Raw genomic sequence first — 4,063 nt, forward strand, 5'->3', positions numbered from 1 at the left:
CGGAAGCTGTCGTCGGTCTGGGTGATGGTGGCGCCCGCGTCGTGAAGTTTGCGCAGCACCAGCTGCAGATGCGCGGGGTCGACGCCGGTCACCGAGACATCGCCGCGGGTCATCACCGCCGCGATGGCCCAGGTAGCAGCCACAATGCGATCGCCGATCACCCGATGTTCGGTCGGGTACAGGCGTGGCACGCCGGAGATCGTCATCGTCGGCGAACCTGCGCCGTCGATCTCCGCCCCCATCTGGTTCAGCATCGTGCACAAGTCGACGACATCTGGCTCGCGGGCGGCGTTGTGAATGGTGGTGACGCCCTGGGCCAGGACGGCGGCCATCAGGATGTTCTCGGTGGCTCCCACCGAAGGGAACTCCAGCTGAATCTCCGCCCCGCACAGGGTATCCGCGTGCGCAACCACGCAGCCGTGCTCGATATTGCAGGTGGCGCCCAACTGCCGCAGGCCCGCCTGGTGCATATCGAGTGGACGTGACCCGATAGCGTCGCCGCCCGGCAGCGCGACTCTGGCCTGCTTACACCGGCCCATCAGTGGACCCAGCACGCAGACCGAGGCCCGGAACTGGCGAACCGCGCCGAAGTCGGCGTCGTATTTGAGTTCGTCGGGGGAGGTAATCCGCACGGTGTCGGTGTCGAGTTCGACCGTGGCGCCCAGGCCGCGCAGGACTTCGGCCATCAACGGCACGTCGAGAATGTCCGGGCAGTTGGTGATCGTGCTGGTGCCCTCGGCGAGCAGGGCGGCGGCCATCAACTTGAGCACGCTGTTCTTGGCGCCGCCGACGGCGACTTCGCCGGACAACCGGTTGCCGCCGGTGACCACGAAACGCTCGCTCATCCGGCTAAGTGTAGTGAGCGCTATCCCCGGTATGACAAATCCTCGCCGCGCGCCAGTCCGGTTCCCCGGTACGGTTTGCACCATGGCAGTGCACATCACGCGTGTCTATACTCGGACCGGCGACGACGGGACCACCGGACTGAGCGACTTTTCCCGCGTCCCGAAGACCGACCTCCGGCTGGCGGCCTACGCCGATTGTGAAGAAGCCAATGCCGCGATCGGCGCTGCGATCGCCCTGGGCAAGCCGGACCCGCCGATGGCGGCGGTGCTGCGGCAGATCCAGAATGACCTGTTCGATGCCGGCGCAGACCTTGCCACCCCGGTTGTCGATAATCCGAAACACCCTCCGCTGCGCATCACCCAGAGCTACATCGACCGGCTCGAGGGGTGGTGCGACCAACACAACGCGGCCTTGCCGAAGTTGAATTCATTTATTCTGCCTGGTGGTTCGCCGCTGTCGGCGCTGCTTCACGTCGCCCGCACCGCGGTACGGCGGGCCGAACGATCGGCATGGGCTGCCGCCGACGCCCATTCGACCGGCGTGAGCAAGCTCCCGGCCAAGTACCTCAACCGGCTGTCGGACCTGATGTTCATCCTGTCCCGACTGGCCAACCCGGGGGGCGACGTGCGCTGGCGGCCCGGTGGCAATCGGGCCGACCAGCCCGAGTGAATTGCCCGCTCACATAGGGCGACGGCGTGCCCGCGGGGACGGTCGTGATTCCAGCCAGGACAGGAACGTGGTCTGTGCACCACGGTCCAGCGCGATCTCGAAGCCCCTTCTGCGGTCCTCTGTGGCGTCGCGCAGTTCCAGCACCACGATCTGGTCGGTCATGATGTCGAACTCGTCGCCGCGCGGGGGACGTCGTGACACGATCTCCACACCACGGCGACTGATTCGGCGGTCCGGCCACAAACGCACACTGGACAGTCGATAGAACTCCGCTTCGGCACCGCGACAGCGGATCACACCATGGCGCCAACCATGGCCGCCGACCGCGGGGATGTCCCGCATAATCGCGGCCGTTCCGCCCTGCCGCAGCTTCCACAACCGATAGCCCATCGCGACAACGGCTCCCAGGGCGCACAGCAACACGACGACGAGCGCGACCATGACGGCCATGGGCGCGCTCACCGATCCACACCCGCTAGTCGATCACGCCCAGCGCACGCAACCTGGCCCGACCCTGGGCGGCCAGCTTGGGATCGCCGGACTGGGAGTCATGACGGGCGGTCGCCTCGTCGATCTCGGCGACGAAGTCGACGGACTCGGCGAGAATGCTGACCCCTTCCTCGGTCACCGACAGGAATCCTCCGTGCACGGCCAGGCGCAGGTCGTCGTCGTCGACGCGGACCACCCGCACCATCGCGTCCTCGACCAGTTCAGCCACCAGCGGTATGTGCCGCGGCAGAATGCCGATCTCGCCGACGGTGGTCCGGGTGAAGATAAAGGTGGCCTTGCCCGACCAGACCTTGCGGTCGACGGCGACGATGTCGACGTCAAGTTCTGCCATGTCCCACCACCCTTCCTCGCTCTCGCCGCTGGACCCGTATCACAGCTTGGCGCCTAGGCTCTCGGCCTTCTTGGCCAGGTCGTCGAGGCCACCGATCAGGAAGAACGCCTGCTCGGGTAGGTGGTCGAAGTCGCCCTTGGTCAGCTTGTCGAACGCCTCGATGGTCTCCTTCAGCGGTACCGTCGAGCCCGGCTGCCCGGTGAACTGCTCTGCGGCCATCATGTTCTGGCTCAGGAACCGCTCGATGCGCCGTGCTCGGCCCACCAGCTGCTTGTCCTCCTCGGACAGTTCGTCGATCCCGAGGATCGCGATGATGTCCTGAAGATCCTTGTAGCGCTGCAGAATCCGGATGACCTCCTGAGCGACGCGATAATGCTCGTCACCGACCACACCGGGGTCGAGGATGGTCGAGCTGGATGCCAGCGGGTCAACCGCGGGGAAGATGCCCTTGGAGAACACCGCCCGGGACAGTTCGGTAGTGGCGTCCAGGTGCGCAAACGTCGTCGCCGGCGCCGGGTCGGTGTAGTCGTCCGCCGGCACGTACACCGCCTGCATCGAGGTGATGGACCGGCCACGAGTCGAGGTGATGCGCTCCTGCAGCTCGCCCATCTCGTCGGCCAGGGTGGGCTGGTAGCCCACCGCCGAAGGCATCCGGCCCAGCAGAGTGGAGACCTCGGACCCGGCCTGGGTGAACCGGAAGATGTTGTCGATGAACAGCAGCACGTCCTGGCTCTGCTCGTCGCGGAAGAACTCGGCCATCGTCAGCGCTGACAGCGCCACCCGCATGCGGGTGCCCGGCGGCTCGTCCATCTGCCCGAACACCAGCGCGGTGTCCTTGAGCACGTTGGCTTCGCCAAGCTCGATCCACAGATCGTTGCCCTCGCGGGTGCGCTCGCCCACCCCGGCGAACACGGATGTGCCGCCGAAGTTGCGGGCGATGCGGTTGATCATCTCCTGGATCAGCACCGTCTTGCCCACCCCCGCGCCGCCGAACAGCGCAACCTTGCCGCCGCGCACGTACGGGGTGAGTAGGTCGACGACCTTCAGGCCGGTCTCCAGCATCTCGGTCCGGGGTTCCAATTCGTCGAACGCCGGTGGCTTGCGGTGGATACCCCAGTGCTCGAAGTCTTTTCCATAGCCCGGCTCGTCGAGGCAGTTGCCGAGCGCGTCGAAGACATGGCCCTTCACCCCGTCACCGACCGGCACCGAGATTGAGGTGCCGGTGTCGATCACCTCGACTCCGCGTACCAGCCCGTCGGTGGGTTGCAACGAGATACACCGCACCAGGTTGTCACCGAGGTGATGTGCGACCTCCAGCGTCAGCGTCTTCGCGAGCGCCTCGAACGTGACGTCAACGTGCAGCGCGTTGAACAGACCCGGCACAGCCCCCCGCGGGAACTCGACGTCGACCACCGGGCCGGTAACGCGCACCACCCGGCCGTTGGTGTCGGCGCCGCCCTTGGCAGTGGTCCTTTCGGCAGTAACAGTCATGATCTTCTCCGCTTCTTTACGGGCCTTAGCTGGCGGCTTCGGCCAGCGCGTTTGCGCCGCCCACGATTTCGCTGATTTCCTGGGTGATCTGGGCCTGCCGCTCGCGGTTGGCCTCCAGCGTGAGCGCCTTGATCAGATCGTCGGCGTTGTCGGTGGCCGACTTCATTGCCCGTTGGCGCGACGCCAGCTCCGAGGCGGCAGCGTCCAGCAACGCGG

General features: G+C 66.3%; 6 protein-coding genes. 1 reads left to right on the plus strand and 5 read right to left on the minus strand.

What is annotated here, in order from left to right:
- A partial coding sequence (locus tag AC2VON_RS14340; RefSeq protein ID WP_486953539.1) for a UDP-N-acetylglucosamine 1-carboxyvinyltransferase occupies window positions 1-845 on the minus strand: 845 nt, incomplete at its 3' end.
- 82 nt (window positions 846-927) lie between these two features.
- On the opposite strand from AC2VON_RS14340, the gene AC2VON_RS14345 reads away from it, so the two are divergent.
- Window positions 928-1,515, plus strand: a complete 588-nt coding sequence (locus tag AC2VON_RS14345; RefSeq protein ID WP_486953540.1) for a cob(I)yrinic acid a,c-diamide adenosyltransferase — start codon at window positions 928-930, stop codon at window positions 1,513-1,515.
- Between the two features lie 9 nt (window positions 1,516-1,524).
- On the opposite strand, the gene AC2VON_RS14350 is transcribed toward AC2VON_RS14345, so the two are convergent.
- The 4 genes from AC2VON_RS14350 to AC2VON_RS14365 all read right to left on the minus strand — a co-directional run.
- Window positions 1,525-1,977: a DUF2550 domain-containing protein gene (locus AC2VON_RS14350; protein WP_486953541.1), complete on the minus strand. Its 453-nt coding sequence runs from the start codon at window positions 1,975-1,977 to the stop codon at window positions 1,525-1,527.
- 13 nt (window positions 1,978-1,990) lie between these two features.
- Window positions 1,991-2,356: a F0F1 ATP synthase subunit epsilon gene (locus tag AC2VON_RS14355; RefSeq protein ID WP_486953542.1), complete on the minus strand. Its 366-nt coding sequence runs from the start codon at window positions 2,354-2,356 to the stop codon at window positions 1,991-1,993.
- Window positions 2,357-2,395: 39 nt separating this feature from the next.
- Window positions 2,396-3,847 carry a F0F1 ATP synthase subunit beta gene (gene atpD, locus AC2VON_RS14360; protein WP_486953543.1) on the minus strand — a complete coding sequence of 484 codons (1,452 nt, stop codon included), beginning with the start codon at window positions 3,845-3,847 and terminating at the stop codon, window positions 2,396-2,398.
- Window positions 3,848-3,872: 25 nt separating this feature from the next.
- The coding region (locus AC2VON_RS14365) for a F0F1 ATP synthase subunit gamma (RefSeq protein WP_486953544.1) at window positions 3,873-4,063 on the minus strand (191 nt) is incomplete at its 5' end.

It is taken from the genome of Mycobacterium sp. TH-M82, assembly GCF_057473605.1.